Source organism: Streptomyces spongiae (assembly GCF_009377185.1).
GTDB lineage: Bacteria > Actinomycetota > Actinomycetes > Streptomycetales > Streptomycetaceae > Streptomyces > Streptomyces spongiae.
The window spans coordinates 1-18,582 of sequence record NZ_VJZC01000156.1 but is presented as its reverse complement, the minus strand read 5'-3'; the positions used below and the strand labels follow the sequence as shown (position 1 = coordinate 18,582).

Here is an 18,582-nt window from a genome sequence, read left to right as displayed (position 1 = left end):
CCGTAAGGGGTGGGGGCGCCCCTGAAAGGGGCGCGGGGAACCGCGCGAGCAACCACGGACGGCCCGCACCCGAGAGACAAACCCGCAGTACCCGGCTCTCCCAGCGGAGCGCCGTCGTTTGGGTCGTTGTCAGACCCAGGACCTAGTCTGTGCACCGTGACTTCACCCGCATCGACGGACAGCGTTCCGCCCCAGCTCAGCGCGGGGTCGCGCCCCGCCTTGGGCCCGGCCGCCGACGAGGGGCTGGCGCGACGGCTGCGCGCGCTCGCCTGCACCGCGCCGCTGCACGACCTCGACGCGCGCAAGGCCAACCTCGCCGGTGAGTACTCGGTGTACGGCATGGCGGAGGTCGCCCTCGCCGCCATCGACCTGGTCACGCTGAACATGGACTTCGACACGGGCGCGGACCACGACCAGATCGTCGCCCGCCTCATCCCGCGCATCGCCGCCCAGGCCCCGCAGCGCCCCGTCACCGAGCACGAGCGCGTCGCCCGCTGGGTCCTGGAGAACCTGATCAACGTCGGCAGCGTGGACCGCGGCTTCCGGGCCGTCTACGGCACGTTCGCACCCGACGGCACATATGTACGCCGCGACTACGACTTCAAGCTGATCGAGGAGGTCCCCGGCTACGGGGGCGGCGTCTACCTCCGGACGACCGACGAGGCCGTCAACGTCCTGGTGGGCGCCCTCGACACCGACGTCACCAGTGCGCAGATCGCCGCCGAGGTCAAGCTGGAGGTCCTGATCAGCCGCGGCCGCCTCGCCGACGCCCAGCTCGCCGCCGAACAGGCCCGCTACCGCACCGTGCAGTACTCGGAGACCCTGCGCAGGGCCCTGGACGCCACACGCCGCAACGTACGCGCGGTGGACTGGCTCAGCGCCGTGCCCGACATGATCGCCGAGGCCCTCGACCACGTCGCCGACCGCTACCGCCACGAGAACGCGATCCTCACCAACATCCGCAAGGCCCGCGACGAGTCCGAGGACCCCGAACAAAAGCGGCGCGCCGCCGAGCTCGTCGACATCGTCAAGGACTGCATTCGCCGTCACACCCAGTTGCAGTCCCGGTTGCTGGAAGCCGGCCCGCTCTTCCGTGCCGAGCAGGACCGGCAAGCCTTCGGCACGCCTCTGACCACGTCGGGGACAGACCTCTACGGGCACCTCCTGGCACCCGTCCTCCCGCTCCCGCTGGAACAGGCCGTCCGCGTCACGGACGCGTTCTTCGGGCGCGGTACGGGGTTCCGGACGCGGGCCTCCGTGCGCGTCGCGGACCTGGTCGATCTGTTGCTGACCCCGCCGGTGGAGCGGGAGCACCTCGGTGCGGAGATGCCCGAGCCGGATCTGATCGCCACGCCGGATGACAGCCGGTTCAGCGAGGAGCAGCTGGCTGCGGCGATGGAGTTGCTCGACCTGCCCGCGGACGCGCCGCGGCGGTTGTCCGGGCTTCTGGTGGAGGCTCGCCGTCAGGATCCCGAACTGCCCTATCTGGTCGCCCTGTTGGCCGTGCACGCGGCCAGCCCGCCGGTCGGTACCGCGTATCGGCAGGGTGAGGAGAAGCTGTTGTTCGCCGTGGACGACGGGACCGAGCTGGACGATCCGGAGTTCGGTGGGGCGGATCTGATCGTGGGGACGGCCTTGCTGGACGCGGTGGGGATGGCAGCGGACAGAACGGAGGCTGCGTGAGAGCGCCGTCGAGCGTCAGGCCGTCTCACGGGTGCGGGTCGAGTGTGGCTTGTCGCGCAGTTCCCCGCGCCCCTTTCGGGGGCGTGCCCACACCTGAGCTCGTACCGATCATCAAGGAGCCCCAACCGTGACCGAGCACGTCGAGTGGAGTGAGCCGGAGGCTGCCGCCGCGCCGGCCAGTACCGCCATCACGCCCGCCGACGCCGCCGACGCGGCCCGGCTCGTGGCGTTCGGGCTGCAGCCCAAGCTGCAGCCCGCCCGGGACCAGGAGTACGGCGAGCTGCTGCGGCGGTACCGCGAGGATCCGCCGTTCGCCCGGCTCGCCGACGCCGTGGCCGCCGGCCTGGGGCTGGTCGTCCTGGAGGTGTCCCCGCGCGCGGGGATGGCCGTCACGGCGGCCGAGGACTCCGTGTTCGCCGTACGCATGGGGGACTACGCGCGTCGGACGTCGGCCGACTCGGGGGACCGGTTCCTGCACGGCCTGGCCCATCTCGCCGTGGCCGCCCTGGCGTTCCCGCGTCCGGAGGACCTGGCCGACGACGGGTACATCGGACGCGTCTCGGTCAACGGGGTCGACGCCTTCGTACGGCAGGCCTGTCGGCGGCTGGAGGAGCGGGCCGACGAGCGGGGGGAGAACACCGACCCGGCCACGGAGGCGCCAGGGCTGGAGGCGGCCTGGCGGATCTGGGTCCGGCGCAGCGCCACCGGGGCCACCAAGGACGCCCGCAGGCTGGCGGGTTCGACCACCGGCATCGTCGGCAAGGCCGTCGCGTTCCTCACCGACTCCGGGTTCCTGCAGCGGACCGGTGACGACAACGGCGGGACGTACCGGACGACGGCCCGCTACCAGCTCCAGGTGCGCGACATGGCGAGCAGCGCCGCCATGGCCGAGTTGCTGGAGCTCGGCGTCGTCCCGGTGACCGACGGCACGGCCTCGCTGCTGCCCAGCGAGGACACCGACGACCTGGAGCTGGTGGCCGACGCCGGGCTGCCGTTCCACTCCTGACCGTCCCGACCGCACGAACCACCCTTACGACTGCGAGAGTTCCGCCGCCATGTACGAGCTGTCCCGGGTCCGCCTCTACTCCATCGGGCCGGCCGGTGCGCGCTACGCCGACACCGTGCTGGACCTGCGGGGTGTCGGCGGGCCCGTGCCCGACCCCGCGCCCCAGCAGGCGGAGTTCTTCGAGGAGGAGCCCACAGGGCCGCCGCGCCGCCCCGCGCCCGCCGGCGTGCTCTTCCTGGAGAACGGCGGCGGCAAGTCGGTGCTGCTCAAACTGATCTTCTCCGTGATGCTGCCCGGCCACCGCAACACGCTGGGTGGCGCCAGCTCCGGCGTGCTGCGCAAGTTCCTGCTCGCCGACGACTGCGGGCACGTCGCCCTGGAGTGGCAACACACGCTGACCGGTGAGTGCGTCGTGGTCGGCAAGGCGAGCGAGTGGCGGGGGCGGCAGGTCTCCAACGATCCGCGGAAGTTCGCCGAAGCCTGGTACTCCTTCCGGCCCGGTCCGGGACTGAGTCTCGACAACCTGCCGGTCGCCGAGTCCACCGCGGTACGGCCGCCCGTCGAGGGGCAGTCGGGCGCGAAAGGACGGCGCCGCACCATGAAGGGCTTCCGGGACGCGCTCACCGAGGCGGGCAAGGCATACCCGTACCTCGAAGTCCACTGGGAGGAGATCCACGACCGTTGGAACGAGCATCTGACGGAGCTGGGACTGGATCCCGAACTCTTCCGGTACCAGCGGGAGATGAACGCCGACGAGGGTGAGGCCGCCGGTCTCTTCGCGGTCAAGAAGGACTCCGACTTCACCGACCTGCTGCTGCGGGCCGTGACCGACACCCGGGACACCGACGGGCTCGCGGACCTGGTCAGCGGCTTCGGCAACAAGCTGGGCCGACGGGCCGAGCTGATCGCCGAACGGGACTTCACGGCGGGCTCCGTGGACCTGCTCGGCCGGATCGTCGACGCCGCCGAGGCTCGGCAGCGGGCCCGGGACATCCACGCCGGTGCCGAGCGGCGCACCCGGACCCTGGCCAGGCGGCTGTCCGCCCGGGCCGCACAGGAGCGCCTGAGGGGCGCCGACCTCGCCCAGCGGGTCTCCGCCGCCGCGCACGCCGTCACCCACGCCGAAGGCGCCCGCGAGCGCAGCGCGCTGATCGCGGCCGAACTCGCCTACCGGCACGCCTCGCTGGCGCTGGCCGCCGCCGAGAAGTCCGCCGCCGCGCAGAAGCGCGAGCTCGCCGACGCCCGCACCCTGCACTCCGCCTGGCAGGCCGCCGAAGCCGTGCTGCGTCACCGCGCGGCGGCCGACCGGGTCGCGCGCGTGGCCGCCGCGATCCGGGAGGCCGAGCGGGACGCCGCCCCCGCGCTCGCCGCCCGAGCCAAGGCCGCCGTCGACCTCGTACGCGCCCTGCACGGCGCCGCCGGGAGCGCCGAGACCCTCGCCAACGAGGAGGAGGAGCGGTCCGCCGCCCTCCAGGAGGTGAGTGAGGCCGCGTACCGGGACTCGACGGCCGCCGCCACCGAGGCCCAGCGCGCCCGCAGCGAGGCCGGGCACCTGCGGCAGAGGCTCACCGAGGTCGAGCAGGAGACCGCCGAGGCCGTACGCGCGGGCTGGCTCGACGACAGCGCCCCGGACGCGGATCCGGCGCGGGCCGCGCTCGCCGCGAGCGACGCCGAGAAGACGGCCGTCGCCGCCTGGGACACCGCGCGCGAGACGTCCCGCCGTGCCTCCGAGCGCGCCCGGGAAGCGGCCTCGGCCGAGTCGCGGGCCGAGCTGACCGCGGCCCGCGCGGCGGACGCGGCGACCGCCGCGGAGCGCGCGTACGACGCGGAGCACCGCACCGCTGAGGCGCTGGCGGGGGAGGAACGGCTGGCGGAGCTGCTGGGGCTCGGCAGCGGAAAGGGCGCGCGCAAGGCTCTCCCCCAGCAGCGGCGCGCGGACGCCACGAGCGCGAACCCCGCGGATCCTGACTCTCGCGCCACCGACGAAGGGCCCCTCACTCCCGAGGAACTGGACCGGTACGCCGACGAACTCCGCGAGCTGCTCGACGACAACGTCGCCTCCGCCGAGCGGCACCTGTTCGAGCTGCGCACCGCCGCCGCCGACGACTCCCGGATCCTCGGCGCCCTCGGCGACGGCGGGCTGCTGCCGCCGGGTCCGGACGTGCTGGCCACCGTCGAGTTCCTCGGCGAGCACGGCATCCCCGCGCTGCCCGGCTGGCGCTACCTCGCCCAGGCCGTCGACCCCACCGACCACGCACGTGTGCTGGCCGCGCGGCCGGAGCTGGTCGACGGAGTGATCATCACCGACCCTGACACACATGCCCGGGCGCGCGCGGCGCTCTCCGACGCGGCCCTGCTGCCGAGATCCGCCGTGGCCGTGGGCACGGCCGCCGCACTGCTCGCGCCGACCCCGGCCCCCGACGAGGGCAACAGCGGCGTCTTCCTCGTACCGCCGAACCCGGCCATGCACGACGAGCACGCCGCCGACGAGGAGCGGCAGGCGCTGCGCGCGCGGGCGACCGAGCGGGACGAGGAGATCCGCACCCTCGCCGCACGGCTCGGCAAGGACCGCGAACTGGCCGCACGGCTCGCCTCCTGGCGCACGGGATGCCCGGCCGGACGACTCACCGAACTCGCCACGGCCGCCCGGGACACGCGCGCGTTCGCCGAGGAGTCCGAGGCCGAGCTCACCGAGGCGCGCACCGTACGGGTCGAGGCCGAGGAGGCCGCAGCCGAGGCCGCCCAGGTCCGCGACGAGCGGCAGGAGGCCGCGCAGAAGGCCCGCCGCTCCGCCGACGCCCTCGCAGGCCTCGCCTACCGGTTGCGCGAGCGCTCCGGCTGGCAGGTCAAGGTACGCGAACTCGCCGACGAGGCCGCCGAGTCCGAGAGCCGCGCCCAGGTCTGCCTGGAGCGCGCCCGCGCCGCCGACGAGGACCGCCGTGGCGCCCAGCGCGCCGCCGACGACGCCCGCCGCACCGCCCGCGCCCTGCGCGCCGAGCGCGCCGAGATCGCGGGCGCCCCCGACGACGTACCGGACGACGGCACGGACGCGCCGAAGGCGTCCCTCCCTGCCCTCCGGGAGGCGTACCGCGCCGCCTCCCAGGTGTACGAGAAGGTCGGTGTCGGCGCCGACCTGCGGGCCGAACAGGCACGGGCCGAGAGCGACGAGAGCGCCGCACGCACCGAACTCGACCGGCTCAGCAACAAGGTCCGCAACCGCGCCGAGCAGCTCCTTCAGTCACCCGACGGCTCCGACGGGCCCTCCCGGCAGGCCGCCGCCGCCCGCGCTGAGGAACTGGTGCAGCTCCTGGAGACCCGCATGTCCACCGCGAGCGAGCAGCTCGGACGGCTGCGCGGAGAGGCCGAGCGGCACGCCCCCGAGGACGGCGAGGCACACACCGAACTGCCCGAGGAACTCGCCCCGCGCGACGCCGACCATGCCCAGGCCCTGCTGCGCACCGCCACCGCCGAACTCGCCTCCCACACCGAGGCGTTGACCCAGGCCCGCGAGGCCCACGCCGAACTCCTCGACGCCCACCGCGCCGCGGAGGACGCGGCCGGAGGCTTCGACGAGACAGCCGCCCTCCTGCGCGACCTCCTCCGTGAGCACGCGGCCGACGAGGAGCAGGAACAGCCCGAGCCGTACCCCGGCGGCCCCGAAGAGGCCCGCAAGGCAGCCGCCGAGGCCCGCCGTTCGCTGCGTGGCTGCGCCGCCGACCTGTCCGCCGCCGAGGCCGCGGTGCGCGAGGCCAGTGACGTCCTTGTCCGGCACGCCAACTCCACACGCTACGAGCAGGTCCGCACCCCGGCCCGCCAGCAGATCCGCGAACTGCCCGCGTCCGCGCTGCCCGAGCACGCCCAGAAGTGGGCGGACGCCTTCGCCCCCCGACTCAGGGTCCTCACGGACGAGTTGGAGCAGCTGGAGCGCAACCGGGACTCGATCGTGGACCGTCTGCGCGGGCTGGTCGAGTCGGCCCTGGCGACCCTCCGGTCCGCCCAGCGGCTCTCCCGGCTGCCGGAGGGACTCGGCGAGTGGTCCGGGCAGGAGTTCCTGCGCATCCGCTTCGAGGAGCCCGACCAGGCCACCCTCATCGAACGGCTCGGCGAAGTCATCGACGACGCCACCCGCGCGGCCGTCAAGAAGAACTCCGACCTGCGCCGCGACGGTATGTCCCTGCTGCTCAGGGGGGTCAGCGCGGCCCTCCAGCCCAAGGGCGTCGCCGTCGAGATCCTCAAGCCGGACGCCGTGCTGCGCGCCGAGCGCGTGCCCGTCGGACAGATGGGCGACGTGTTCTCGGGCGGCCAGCTGCTCACGGCCGCCATCGCCCTGTACTGCACGATGGCCGCGCTGCGCAGCAACGACCGGGGCCGCGACAAGCACCGGCACGCGGGCACCCTGTTCCTGGACAACCCCATCGGGCGCGCGAACGCGACGTACCTGCTGGAACTCCAGCGAGCCGTGTCCGACGCCCTCGGCGTCCAGCTCCTCTACACCACGGGACTCTTCGACACGACCGCGCTGGCCGAGTTCCCCCTTGTCATCCGCCTCCGCAACGACGCCGACCTGCGCGCCGGCCTCAAGTACATCCGGGTGGAGGAACACCTCCGCCCGGGACTGCCGGAGCAGCCCCGGGCGGGCGAGGCGGTACACAGCGAGATCACGGCGACGAGGATGTTCAAACGTCCCGCCGGCGCCCCGTAAGGGGGCAAGGGGCGTGGGGCTGTGACGGGGAGAGGGCCGCCCCTCAGTCGGTCGCCGGAGACGATACGGGCGGGACGGCGGAGGCGTCCTCGGACTGCAGCTGGTGCTCGGCCAGCACGCCCGTCCTGTGTCGCTGCACGAACCAGTAGTACGCGAAGCCGCCACCCGCGATGATCCCGACGAACAGGACCGCACCCCACTGCAGGTACCAGTGGAACGGGGCGGTCGCGTTGTAGACCGAGGCACGCGGCCAGATCAGGTTGAGCGTCATGCCCGCGCCCCACACCACGGCCACGATGTTGACCAGGAGCCCCCAGCGGCCCAGCGAGAACCTGCCGTCGCCCGCCGGCTGCCACTTCCCGCGCAGCCGGGCCACCAGCATCGGCACCGTGACGCCGAGGTAGGCGAGGTAGATCATGATGATGCCGATGCTGGTGACGACCGTGAAGATCTGTGGCTGGCGGATGTTGACCACGAGGATCGCCAACGCCAGGATCCCGATGATCACGGTCGGGAGAACCGGCGTCTGGAAGCGCGGGTGACACTTGGCCAGCCGTGAGGACGCGGGCAGGTTGTTGTCACGGGCCATGGCGAACGCCAGCCGGACCGCGGCCGTGTGCACGGCCAGGGCACAGACCGTGACCGCGATCAGCACGCACCACAGCATCGCCTTGCCGGCCGTCGGACCGAGCACGTCGAGTACCACATACTGAAGGCCGTCCGTGGACAGCTTCTCGCCCTTCAGACTGGACACGCTCATCAGCGCCAGCAGCAGGATCAGGCCGCCGAGAACGAAGGAGGCGACGATGGCCCGGATGATCGCGCGCGGCGCGTTCCGAGTCGGGTCCAGCGACTCCTCGCCGAGCGAGGCGGCCGTGTCGAAGCCGTACATGACGTACGCGGACGCCAGCGACGCCACGAGAAACGCTCCCAGGTACCCGGCTCCGTAGCCCGCCCCGGTGCCGTTCGTCTCCATGACCACCTGCGGGCCGCGCGTGATGTGCACGGCGAACAGCGCGATCAGGACGACGGTGGCGATGAGCTCGATGAAGACGCCCGCCGTGTTGATGGTGGCCATCAGTTTGACGCCGAAGGCGTTCACCAGCGTGGTGAACAGGATCAGCACGGCGGCCAGGATCACCGCGTTCGTCGCGACGTCGTACGTGCCCGTGCCGTCCCCGACGATCTGGAACACGTCGGAGATCTGCGGCAGCGTGAGCTGGTAGGCGAGCGCCACCGCCGAGATGGACACGATCGAGGCGATCAGCATCATCCAGCCGGCGAGCCAGCCGAGGTGCGGGTTGCCTATCTTCTTCGACCAGTTGTAGACGGACCCCGCCACCGGGTAGCGAGCGGCCAGCTCCGCGAAGCACAGCGCGACCATGAACTGGCCGACGAAGACCATCGGCCACGACCACCAGTACGCGGGGCCACCGCTGCCGTAGCCGAAGTAGAACAGCTGGAAGGTGCCGGTCAGGATGGAGATGTAGCTGATACCCGCGGCGAAGGTGTGGAAGTTGCCGAGGGTGCGCTTGAGCTCTGGCTTGTAACCGAACTCGGCGAGTTCGGCGTCGTCCTGGCCTTGTGGGCTTTTCGGTTGCTCGGTTGTCGTCATGAGCGGACTCCTGGAGGAGGGATGGGGGAGCGGCTCGAGCGGGTGCCGTGATCAAAGAGGGGTTCTACGCGGGTTCCTGGCCCTGCGCGAGGCCAACGAGCTGACTGTTACGAAGAGTTATGCCAAGGTCAGGCGAACCAACCCTGCGGCGAGGGATCGGTGTTGCGCCAGATGTGCTTCGCCTCGCGGTACTCGGCGAGCCCCGAGGGTCCCAGTTCTCGGCCGAAGCCGGACTGCTTGAAGCCGCCCCACTCGGCCTGCGGCACGTACGGGTGGTAGTCGTTGATCCAGATCGTGCCGATCCGCAGTCGGGCCACGACCCGCTGCGCCTTCGCCTCGTCGGTGGTCCACACCGCGCCGGCGAGACCGTAGATGGTGGCGTTGGCCAGCCGCACCGCCTCGTCCTCGCCGCTGAACCGCTCCACGGTCAGCACCGGTCCGAAGGACTCCTCCCGCACCACCGACATCGAGCCGTCGCACTCGTCCAGCACGGTCGGCAGATAGTAGAACCCCTCGTCGAGCCCCTCGGGCCGCTTGCCCCCGCACCGCAGGACCGCGCCCTCCTCCAGGCCCTTGGCGACGTACGCCTCGACCTTCGCGCGGTGCGCCGCCGAGATCAGCGGCCCGGTCTGCGCCCGCTCGTCGAACGGCCCCCCGAGCCGGATCTCCCTGGCCCGGCGCACTACCTCGTCGACGAACCGGTCGTGCAGCGAGTCCTCCACCAGCAGGCGCGCCCCCGCTGAGCACACCTGCCCGGAGTGCAGGAACACCGCGGTCAGCGCCATGTCGACGGCCGTCTCGAAGTCGGCGTCGGCGAAGACGATGTTCGGGTTCTTGCCGCCGAGTTCCAGGGCGACCTTCTTCACGGTCCCGGCCGCGGCCGCCATCAGCCCCCGGCCGGTCTGCAGGCCACCGGTGAAGGACACCAGGTCCACGTCCGGGTGGTCGGCGAGCGGCGCGCCCGCCTCGGGCCCCGCGCCCAGGACCAGGTTGGCGACACCCGGCGGCAGACCCGCCTCCTCCAGCAGCCGCATCAGATGGATCGCGCTGTGCGGGGTGAGCTCACTCGGCTTCAGGAGGAAGGTGTTGCCCGCCGCGAGCGCGGGGGCGACCTTCCACGCCGTCTGCAGGAGTGGGTAGTTCCACGGCGTGATCAGCGCGCAGACCCCCACCGGCTCGTACACCACCCGGCTGTCGGCGCCCGCCACTCCGGTGTCGACCACGCGCCCCGTCTCCGCGGCGGCCGTACGGCCGAAGTAGCGGAAACAGTTCACGATGTCGTCGATGTCGTACTCGCTCTCGACCAGCCGCTTCCCGGTGTCGAGGGACTCGGCGCGTGCGATCGCGTCCTTGTCGCGGACGAGGAGGTCGGCCACCCGCAGCAGCAGGTCACCGCGCTCGACCGCCGGGGTTGTGGGCCAGGGGCCCTCGTCGAAGGCGCGGCGCGCGGCGGCTATCGCCTCGACGGTGTCCTTGCCGCCCGCCTCGTCGACGACCGCGACCAGTGATCCGTCGGCGGGACAACGGATCTCCCGGGTGCGCTCGTCGAGAGCGCCCACCCATCTGCCGCCAATGAACAGGTCCGGCACTGCCGCCTCCCGGGGTGTCGTACGGCTCAGGCACCATCGCTTCCCAGCTTCTGGATCAGCCACTCGTGGAAGATCCCGATGCCTTGCGGTACGCGCGCGACGCCAGTCGCCTTAGACGATCGTGCAGTCCTCGGCCATCGGCAATATGTGGCGCAGAAGGACACACTCCGGAGGTCGACGAAGGCGGTCTGCTTCCCCGTGATCGCGGGGTAGCGGCGGTCCCGGTCCCCGGAGTCGTCGCCTCGCCCCGGCTCGTGGCCGGCATCTGCCGCAGGCCGCCTACGGCAGAGTCTCGACGGTCCGGTGGAGCCTACGAGTGCGACAACTGTCCGGCTCCGCCCTGCCGCCGACGTATTCGCTCCTGGCTCCGTGTCGCCGCCCGGGCCCGCCGCCGTGCGCGGCGGCGCTCCCGACGCAGGGCGCGAGCCGTGCTGCTGGGGGTCGACACCACTCCGTTCCGCTGGTTCCACACCTGTCGTGTCACCCACACGTCCAGCACGCCCCAGGTCGCCACCACCGTGCTGGCGACACTGCTGAGGACCATGGGGAAGGCCAGCCAGGAACCGGCCATCGTGCACAGGAACGCCACCATCGCCTGGACCAGGGTGACCGCGGTGATGAGCACCGCGCGCACGGCCGCCGTCCGTACCGGATCAGGCAACCGTCGCTTCCGCGCGGGCTCCTCGATCCACAACGGCCGGTAGTACGGCTGCCCTTCGCCGCCGTCCAACGCGTCCTGGCCGCGGCCAGGGTCGCTCCGCCGGAGCGCGGCACCCGCCGGAATGCCCTGATCCGACCCGGACTCCCGGCCCGTTTCCGCCGCGGGCGCTGTCACGCCGTCTCCGGGCGCCATGCGCCGCTCCGCCGTGCCCATCAACTTGTCCTCCCCACCGCCGGCAGACAGCTCTCTCTCCGGGCTCATGAGAACCCGGCACCCCTCTGGCTGCCCGGCTTGCGCTGATCTACGCCGCCTGAGCGCGGCATGCGGCGTCTACAGCCGAATCCGCCCCCCACATCCTGTACAGAAAGACGATCGACGTCCGAAGAAGATTCCCGGTGAGCGAAGAATTCCGGCCAACCGACAAAGTTCCCCGACGGGATGTGATCGCCCCAAGTGCCGGACCGCAGGAGGCAATCTCCCGTAATGAACGGACAACTCCCCATGTCTCGTTCCCCGTACGCGTGGCGTGCACCCGGACTGCCCTTCGAGTTACCTGTGTCTCAGTAGTAGGCTCACGCAAGTTTGTTGACGCACGTGTGTGCCCCCGGTGCGGTGGGGGCCGAGCTGGGGGAGGCCATGCGCTTTCGCGGGAAGTCCATCCGCCGGAAGATCGTGGCGCTGCTTCTCGTGCCCCTGCTGTCACTGACGGGCATCTGGGCCTTCGCCACGTATCTCACTGTCCGCGACGTCAATCAGCTCTTCGCGATCTCGGACGTCGTCGAGGAGATCGGCTACCCCACCGAGGACACTGTCCAGGTCCTCCAGGAGGAGCGCCGTCAGACTCTCGTCTACCTCGCCGACCCTCGCGCCTCCGACGCGCTCACCGCACTGGAGCGCAGCCGGACAGCCACCGACAAGGCCGTCGCCGCCATCCGCGAGAAGTCCGAGGACGGCGACATGCAGGACGAGATGAGTGAGGACACTTCCACAGACCTCACCGCGATCCTGGACGCCCTCGACGGCCTCACCTCCCTGCGCAGCAGTGTCGAGCAGGGCACCGTCAACGTCTCCCAGGCCCTCGACCTCTACAACCGCCTCGTGGACCCCTGCTACGCCCTCCTGGCCAACCTCCACGTCCTGGACAACGTGGAAATGGACAAACAGGGCCGCGCCCTCGTCAACGTGGCCCGCGCCCGTGAACTGCTCTCCCGCGAAGACGCCCTCCTCAGCTCGGCGCTCGTCTCGGGAAACATCACGCGTGACGAGATCCGGGACGTCTCCGACCTGATCGCCCAGCGCACGCTGATGTACGAGGCCAACCTCCCGCTGCTGCCCTCCACGGAACGCGACCGCTTCGAGAGCTACTGGGACAACGCGGGTACCGGTCCCCTGCGGGTGATCGAGCAGGCCGTCATCAACGGCGACCCGGGCAAACCCCACGGTGTCACCGCGAAGACCTGGGACAGCGCCGCAGGCGACGTCCTCGACGAACTCGCCGACCTCAACGTCCAGGCGGGCGACCGGTTCCAGGAGCGGGTTCAGCCCCTCGTCGTCAACGTCGTCCTCAAGGCCGTCATCGCGGGCGTCCTCGGCCTCGTCGCCGTGCTGTTCTCGCTGTTCATGTCCGTGCGCATCGGCCGGTCCCTCGTCCGTGACCTGCGCCGGCTGCGCCAGGACGCCAACGAGGCCGCCGGTGCCCGCCTGCCCAGCGTGATGCGGCGGCTGTCCGCGGGCGAGAAGGTCGACGTGGAGACCGAGGTCCCGCGCCTGGAGTACGCCAAGACCGAGATGGGCGAGGTCGGCCAGGCCGTCAACACCCTCCAGCGCGCCGCCGTCGAGGCCGCGGTCAAGCAGTCCGAACTCCGCGACGGAATCTCCGAGGTCTTCGTCAACCTCGCCCGGCGCAGCCAGGTCCTGCTCCACAAGCAGCTCACCCTCCTCGACACCATGGAGCGCCGCACCGAGGACACCGAGGAACTCGCCGACCTGTTCCGCCTCGACCACCTCACGACGCGTATGCGCCGCCACGCCGAGGGCCTGGTCATCCTCTCCGGCGCCGCACCCTCCCGGCAGTGGCGCAAACCCATCCAGCTCATGGACGTCGTACGCGCCTCCGTCGCCGAGGTGGAGGACTACGAGCGCATCGAGGTACGCCGACTGCCCCGCGTCGCCGTCACCGGCCCGGCGGTCGCCGACCTCACCCACCTCGTGGCCGAGCTCCTGGAGAACGCCACGGTGTTCTCGCCCCCGCACACCGCCGTCCAGGTCCTGGGCGAGCGCGTAGCCAACGGCTTCACCCTGGAGATCCACGACCGGGGTCTGGGCATGGCGGCCGAGGCGCTCCTCGAAGCGAACCTGCGGCTCGCCGAGACCCCGGAGTTCGAACTGTCCGACACCGACCGGCTCGGCCTGTTCGTGGTCAGCCGGCTGGCCCAGCGGCAGAACGTCCGGGTCTCCCTGCAGCCCTCGCCGTACGGCGGCACCACCGCCGTCGTCTTCATCCCCGACGCCCTGCTCACGGACGACGTCCCGGACACCAACGGCATCGGCTTCCGTCTCGACCGGGCGCATCCCTCCAGGGAGGCCGAGCTCGAGGCGGAGCGCCACTCGGCCCTCTCCGACGTACCCGTGCGGCTCCCCGGCCTCCCGGCCTCGCTGCTGGACGGCCCGGTCGAGCTCGAGGCGCCCGTCGGCCTGGGCGACACCTTCGGCACCTTCCCAGGTGCCCTCGACGACGAGGATGGGGAACGCGGCGGTCTGTTCCGGCCACGCCGCTCCATCGCGGGTGTCCCGAGCGAGCAGCCGCAACACCGCGAGGGCCGAGACGAGCCCGCGCGCCCCGGCGACGCGGACACCGACCAGCCGGGTGGTCCCGCAGCGCTGCCACGGCGCCGCGTGCCCAAACTCGTCAGCTCCCACGGCCGCCCCGTGACGGAGAGGCCCCGCCGTGAGGACGAGCAATACCCGGAAAACCGCGAGCCGGTGCAGGCGGGCCTGGAGGAACCGAAGCATCTGCCGGCCCGACGGGGTGACCACCCGGGGCTGTCCGCCCTCCGGCCCGCCGACCCCAGGGAGTCCCTCGCCCGCTCGGCGGACGAGCCGCCCGCGCTGCCCCAACGCCGTCGTACGACCTCGTCGAGCCAGGCCATCGACGCGACCCCGGGCACGGACACCACACGCGGCGAGGGAGAATCAGGAACGAGGCCGCTGCCCCGGCGCGTCCGACAGGCCAACCTGGCTCCACAGCTGAAGGACGGCCCGGGACGACGGGCCGAACGCGAAAAGGCCCGCACCGACCAGGGGGACGTCGCCCAGCGCGACGCCGACGAGGTACGCAGCCGTATGGCCTCGCTCCAGCGGGGCTGGCAGCGAGGCCGCGAGGAGAACGCCGCGGGCGACGACGCCCGGGACGGCTCAGCACGAGGAACGACAAGGGGGGACGGTCGATGACCGCACCGCAGGGCCCAGGGCCCACCGCCGCCGGCTCGCAGTCGAGGGAGCTGAACTGGCTCCTGGACGATCTGGTGGAGCGTGTCGGCAGCATCCGCAAGGCACTCGTGCTCTCGGGCGACGGGCTGCCCACCGGCTTCTCCAAGGACCTCACCCGCGAGGACAGCGAGCACCTCGCGGCCGTCTCCTCGGGCTTCCACAGCCTGGCCAAGGGCGTCGGGCGCCACTTCGAGGCGGGCAGCGTCCGGCAGACCGTGGTCGAGCTCGACGACGCCTTCCTGTTCGTCACGGCCGCCGGTGACGGCAGCTGTCTCGCCGTCCTCGCGGACGCCGACGCGGACATCGGCCAGATCGCGTACGAGATGACGCTCCTCGTGAAGCGCGTCGGCGTACATCTGGGTGCCGCTCCGCGCACCGATGTGCCCTAGGACGGGTAGTGGGATGTCATGAGCGGAGACGGGCAGGGAAGAAGCCACTGGTTCGACGACGACGCCGGACCCGTGGTCCGTCCGTACGCCATGACGCGGGGCCGCACCAGCCATGCGGTCCAGCACCGCCTCGATCTCATCGCGGTGGTCGTGGCGGAGATCCGGGAGGACGACCAGGAGGCGGACCACTCGCTGTCTCCGGAGCACGTGGACATCGTCGAGCTCTGCCGTGACACCCCACAGTCGGTGGCCGAACTCGCCACCGAGCTCGATCTGCCCATCGGGGTGGTACGCGTCCTCGTGGGCGACCTCGTGGACGAGGAAATGGTCCATGTGACACGCCCCGTACCCCCGGCCGAGCTGGTCGACGAGAGTATTCTGCGCGACGTGATCAACGGCCTCCGGGCGCTCTGAGCAGCGCGGAAGCGGAGTGGAGAAGTGACGGGCTGGCAGTTCTGGGTAGACCGAGGCGGTACCTTCACCGACATCGTCGCGCGTCGCCCGGACGGCCGCCTGCTCACGCACAAGCTGCTCTCCGAGAACCCCGCACGGTACGCGGACGCGGCCGTCGCGGGTGTCCATGAACTCCTGGACGGCTCCCAGGACCCCGTCGACGCCGTCCGTATGGGCACCACGGTCGCCACCAACGCCCTGCTGGAACGCAAGGGCGAGCGCACCCTCCTCGTCATCACGCGAGGCTTCCGCGACGCCCTGCGCATCGCCTACCAGAACCGCCCGCACATCTTCGCCCGTCATATCGAGCTCCCCGAGCTGCTGTACGAACGCGTCGTGGAGATCGACGAACGCATCGCCGCCGACGGCACCGTGCTCCGCGCCCCCGACCTGGACGCCCTCGCGGGACCCCTCCGGGAGGCGTACGACGACGGGATCCGCGCCGTCGCCGTGGTCTGTATGCACAGCCACCTCCACCCCGCCCACGAGCAGGTCGTCGGCGAGCTGGCCGGCCGCACGGGCTTCCCGCAGATCTCGCTCTCCAGCGAGGTCAGTCCCCTGATGAAGCTCGTCCCGCGCGGCGACACCGCCGTCGTCGACGCCTACCTGTCGCCCGTACTGCGCCGCTACGTCCAGCATGTCGCCGACGAGCTCCAAGGCGTACGGCTGATGTTCATGCAGTCCAACGGCGGGCTCGCGGAAGCCGGGCAGTTCCGCGGCAAGGACGCCATCCTCTCCGGACCCGCGGGCGGCATCGTCGGCATGGCCCGCATGTCGCAGCTCGCCGGCTTCGACCGCGTCATCGGCTTCGACATGGGCGGCACGTCCACGGACGTCTCGCACTTCGCGGGCGAGTACGAACGCGTCTTCACCACACAGATCGCCGGGGTCCGGCTGCGCGCGCCCATGCTGGACATCCACACCGTCGCCGCGGGCGGCGGCTCGATCCTCCACTTCGACGGCTCCCGCTACCGCGTAGGGCCGGACTCGGCGGGCGCGGACCCGGGGCCCGCCTGCTACCGGGGCGGCGGCCCGCTCACCGTCACCGACGCCAACGTCATGCTCGGCCGCATCCAGCCCGGTCACTTCCCGCGCGTGTTCGGCACGGACGGCGACCAGCCCCTCGACGACGCGCTCGTCCGCGACCGCTTCGCCGCCCTCACGCGTGAGATCCGCGACCGGGCCGGCGACGACCGCACCCCCGAGCAGGTCGCCGAGGGCTACCTGCAGATCGCCGTCGCCAACATCGCGGGCGCCGTGAAGCGGATCTCGGTCCAGAAGGGCCACGACGTCACCCGGTACGCCCTGACCACCTTCGGTGGCGCGGGCGGCCAGCACGCGTGCATGGTCGCCGACTCGCTGGGCATCCGGACCGTCCTCGTCCCGCCCGTGGCCGGCGTGCTGTCCGCGCTCGGCATCGGCCTCGCCGACACCACGGCCATGCGCGAACAGTCCGTCGAGGCCCTCCTGGAGCCCGCCTCGATGCCCGGCGTCCGGCAGACCGCCGACGATCTGGAGGGCGCCGCCCGCGCCGAACTCCGCGCCGAGGACGTCCCCGAGGACCGCGTCCGCGTCACGCGCCGCGCCCAGCTCCGCTATGACAGCACCGACACCGCTCTCACCGTCGAACTCGCGGAACCCGCCACCATGCGGCACGCCTTCGAAGAACGTCATCGCGCCACGTACTCCTTCACCCTCGACCGACCCGTGGTCGTCGAAGCCCTCTCCGTGGAAGCCACCGGCATCACCGAACCCCCCGATCTCTCCGCCCTCGCCTCCTCTGAGGGCACCGCCACCGAAATCCGGCCCGCCGCCCCCGAGAGCGTCAGCCTCCACACGGGTGGCACCTGGCGCGACGTACCCCTGCACCGCCGCGAGCAGCTCCCACCCGGCGAGACCGTCACCGGGCCCGCGATCATCACCGAGGCCGGCGCCACCACGGTCGTGGACGACGGCTGGCAGGCGGCCGTCACCGGTGACGGCCACTTGGTCATGGAACGCGCGGCGGTTACGGAGAGTTCCGATCTCGACACAAAAGTCGACCCCGTTCTCCTTGAGGTCTTCAACAACCTCTTCATGTCCATCGCCGAACAGATGGGCGCCCGCCTGGAGTCCACCGCCCAGTCCGTCAACATCAAGGAACGCCTGGACTTCTCCTGCGCCCTCTTCGACCCCGAGGGCAACCTGGTCGCCAACGCCCCCCACATCCCGGTGCACCTGGGCTCCATGGGCACCAGCGTCAAGGAGGTCATCCGGCGGCGCGGAGACGGCATGCGCAAGGGCGACACCTACGCCGTCAACGACCCGTACCACGGCGGCACCCACCTGCCCGACGTCACCGTGATCACCCCGGTCTTCGACACGGAGGGTGACCGGATCCTGTTCTACGTCGCCTCACGCGGCCACCACGCCGAGATCGGCGGCATCCAGCCCGGCTCCATGCCCGCGAACAGCGGCACCATCGACGAGGAGGGCATCCTCTTCGACAACTGGCTGCTCGCCGAGTCCGGCCGCTTCCGCGAGGAGGAGACCCTCCGCGCGCTCACCGAGGCCCCGTACCCCTCCCGCAACCCCAGGACCAACCTCGCCGACCTGCGCGCCCAGATCGCCGCCAACCAGAAGGGCGTCGACGAAGTCGCCCGCATGATCCAGAACTTCGGCCTCGACGTCGTCCAGGCATACATGAGACACGTCCAGGACAATGCGGAAGAAGCAGTTCGGCGCGTCATCGACGCCCTGGACGACGGCGAGTACGCCTACGAGACCGACTCCGGCGCCGTCATCCGCGTACGCGTACGCGTGGACCGTGAAAACCGCTCTGCGACCGTCGACTTCACGGGCACCTCCCCGCAGCTCGCCACCAACTTCAACGCACCCTTCTCGGTCGTCAACGCGGCCGTGCTCTATGTCTTCCGCACCCTCGTCGCCGACGACATCCCGCTCAACGACGGCTGTCTGCGCCCCCTCGACATCGTCGTCCCGCCCGGCTCGATGC

Annotated in this window: 10 protein-coding genes; 7 read left to right on the top strand and 3 right to left on the bottom strand. The window is 71.5% G+C overall.

Annotated features, from left to right (window positions below):
* Positions 1-156: 156 nt before the first annotated feature.
* The 3 genes from FNH08_RS21730 to FNH08_RS21720 all read left to right on the top strand — a co-directional run bounded on the left by FNH08_RS21730 (position 157) and on the right by FNH08_RS21720 (position 7,391).
* Positions 157-1,683, top strand: coding sequence for a hypothetical protein (locus FNH08_RS21730; RefSeq protein ID WP_322725054.1), 1,527 nt, complete (start codon positions 157-159; stop codon positions 1,681-1,683).
* Between the two features lie 127 nt (positions 1,684-1,810).
* Complete coding sequence (locus tag FNH08_RS21725) at positions 1,811-2,689, top strand: hypothetical protein (protein ID WP_322725053.1); 879 nt, start codon at positions 1,811-1,813, stop codon at positions 2,687-2,689.
* 49 nt (positions 2,690-2,738) lie between these two features.
* Positions 2,739-7,391: a coiled-coil domain-containing protein gene (locus tag FNH08_RS21720; RefSeq protein ID WP_152773160.1), complete on the top strand. Its 4,653-nt coding sequence runs from the start codon at positions 2,739-2,741 to the stop codon at positions 7,389-7,391.
* A gap of 43 nt (positions 7,392-7,434) precedes the next feature.
* Here FNH08_RS21720 and FNH08_RS21715 read toward each other — a convergent pair whose 3' ends face one another.
* From FNH08_RS21715 to FNH08_RS21705, 3 genes are all read right to left on the bottom strand, one after another.
* Complete coding sequence (locus FNH08_RS21715; protein WP_152773159.1) at positions 7,435-9,006, bottom strand: APC family permease; 1,572 nt, start codon at positions 9,004-9,006, stop codon at positions 7,435-7,437.
* A gap of 128 nt (positions 9,007-9,134) precedes the next feature.
* Complete coding sequence (locus FNH08_RS21710; protein WP_322725051.1) at positions 9,135-10,595, bottom strand: aldehyde dehydrogenase family protein; 1,461 nt, start codon at positions 10,593-10,595, stop codon at positions 9,135-9,137.
* Between the two features lie 310 nt (positions 10,596-10,905).
* A complete protein-coding gene (locus FNH08_RS21705) occupies positions 10,906-11,517 on the bottom strand; it encodes a hypothetical protein (protein WP_407704423.1) in 612 nt (203 codons plus the stop codon).
* 375 nt (positions 11,518-11,892) lie between these two features.
* On the opposite strand from FNH08_RS21705, the gene FNH08_RS21695 reads away from it, so the two are divergent.
* The 4 genes from FNH08_RS21695 to FNH08_RS21680 all read left to right on the top strand — a co-directional run.
* Positions 11,893-14,706 carry a sensor histidine kinase gene (locus tag FNH08_RS21695; RefSeq protein WP_152773157.1) on the top strand — a complete coding sequence of 938 codons (2,814 nt, stop codon included), beginning with the start codon at positions 11,893-11,895 and terminating at the stop codon, positions 14,704-14,706.
* Complete coding sequence (locus FNH08_RS21690; protein ID WP_152773156.1) at positions 14,703-15,134, top strand: roadblock/LC7 domain-containing protein; 432 nt, start codon at positions 14,703-14,705, stop codon at positions 15,132-15,134. The genes FNH08_RS21695 and FNH08_RS21690 overlap by 4 nt, the downstream gene beginning before the upstream one ends.
* Before the next feature lie 18 nt (positions 15,135-15,152).
* On the top strand, positions 15,153-15,548 hold the full coding sequence (locus FNH08_RS21685; protein WP_152773155.1) for a DUF742 domain-containing protein: 396 nt from the start codon (positions 15,153-15,155) through the stop codon (positions 15,546-15,548).
* Positions 15,549-15,572: 24 nt separating this feature from the next.
* The coding region (locus FNH08_RS21680; protein ID WP_322725049.1) for a hydantoinase B/oxoprolinase family protein at positions 15,573-18,582 on the top strand (3,010 nt) is incomplete at its 3' end.